Below are 1,635 nucleotides of genomic sequence, written 5' to 3' on the forward strand. Positions count from 1 at the left end.
AGCCATCCGCCTCCACACCTTCGGCCCCGCCGAAAACCTCACGTACGAGCGAACGGCCGCCCCCCGCCCCGCCCCCGGCCAGGTCCGTATCCAGGTCGCCGCCGCGGGCGTACACCTCCTGGACACGGCGATCCGGGCGGGCATCAAGGGCCCGCTCCCGGAACTGCCCGTGCTTCCCACGATCCCCGGCCGGGAGGTCGCCGGCACGGTCGAGTCCCTCGGCGAGGGCGTCGCCGCCCTGTGGCTGGGCAAACGCGTGGTGGCCCACCTGGGCTTCAACCCGGGCGGCTACGCCGAACTGGCCGTCACGGACGTGGACCGGATCCACGAGATCCCCGCGAACCTGGACTTCGCAGAGGCAGTCGCGATGATCGGCACGGGCCGTACGACGATGGGGATCCTCCAGTTCGCCGACCTGACCCCCGACTCCGTGGCCGTCGTCCCCGCCGCGGCGGGCGGCATCGGCACCCTCCTCGTGCAGTACGCGAAGCACGCGGGCGCCACGGTGATCGGCCTGGCGGGTGGCCCCGAGAAGGTGGCACGGGTCGAGAAGAACGGCGCGGACCTGGCCGTCGACTACAAGGACCCGAACTGGCCGGACCAGGTGAGGCACTTCCTCGGCGACCGCAGGGCCACGATCGTCTTCGACGGCGTAGGCGGCGACACGGCCCGCAAGTCGGTGGAGCTACTGACGGCTTCCGACGCCAAACACCTGGTCTTCGGCTGGTCCGGAGCCGGCCTGCACGACGGCACCCCGTACCTCGTCGAGGGAGTATCCGAATCGGTCCTCGGCCCGGTGATGATGCAGAAGACGGGCGGCCCCAACCCCATCCGCACCCTGGAACTCCGCGCCCTCACCGAGGCCGCCGAGGGCCGCCTCACCCCGGCCGTCCAACGCTTCCCGCTCTCACAGGCGGCAGCCGCACACAGCGCCCTGGAAACCCGGAACACCATCGGCAAGGTAGTCCTGGAACCGTAACTCTCAGCCCCCGCCACCCCGCCCCACCGCAGCAAGCGCCCCGTCCGTGAGCCGATACACCGTCCACTCGTCCTGCGGCCGGGCCCCCAACGCCTCGTAGAAGTCGATGGACGGCCTGTTCCAGTTGAGCACGGACCATTCCAGCCGCTCGTACCCCCGCTCCACACAGATCCGTGCCAGCTCCCCGAGCAGCGCCTTCCCGTACCCACCGCCCCGCGCCTGCGGCCGTACGTACAGGTCCTCCAGGTAGATCCCGTGCACGCCGCGCCAGGTCGAGAAGTTGAGGAACCACAGCGAGAACCCGACGGGCTCGCCGTCCGCCGACTCCGCGATGTGCGCGAACGCGGCCGGCCGCTCCCCGAAGAGCGCCTCGCGCAACTGCTCCTCGGTGGCCCTGGCCTCCTCCAACGCCTTCTCGTACTCGGCCAGTTCACGGACCATGGAGTGGATCACGGGCACATCTGCGGGAGTCGCGATACGAATCATGCGGGCAGGCTACGACGGCGCTGCTGTCGACCAGAGCCAATATCCAGGCGGCCGGCCGGAGTCAACGCGCGAGCGCCCCCTCTTCGCCCGACCCGAAAGCCCAAGCCGCCCCCGCCCTCAACGCCCGAGCAACCCCCGCGCAATCGCAACCCTGTCCCCTATACACATCT

The 1,635-nt window shown here is 70.4% G+C and carries 2 protein-coding genes; one reads left to right on the forward strand and one right to left on the reverse strand.

Annotated elements, in window-relative coordinates; genetic code table 11:
• The coding region (locus tag AOK17_RS47510) for a zinc-binding dehydrogenase (RefSeq protein ID WP_063997403.1) at positions 1-979 on the forward strand (979 nt) is incomplete at its 5' end.
• A gap of 3 nt (positions 980-982) precedes the next feature.
• Here the strand turns inward: AOK17_RS47510 and AOK17_RS47515 are convergent.
• The gene (locus AOK17_RS47515; RefSeq protein ID WP_055618820.1) at positions 983-1,465 is read right to left on the reverse strand and encodes a GNAT family N-acetyltransferase; all 483 of its coding nucleotides are present in this window, start codon (positions 1,463-1,465) and stop codon (positions 983-985) included.
• Positions 1,466-1,635: the final 170 nt, after the last annotated feature.

Origin of the sequence: Streptomyces phaeochromogenes, from assembly GCF_001418655.1 — a bacterium.
Lineage (GTDB): Bacteria > Actinomycetota > Actinomycetes > Streptomycetales > Streptomycetaceae > Streptomyces > Streptomyces phaeochromogenes.

Excerpts from the sequence above, each read along its gene's own strand:
- AOK17_RS47515 (WP_055618820.1), bottom strand. The coding sequence starts at position 1,465 with ATGATTCGTATCGCGACTCCCGCAGATGTGCCCGTGATCCACTCCATG.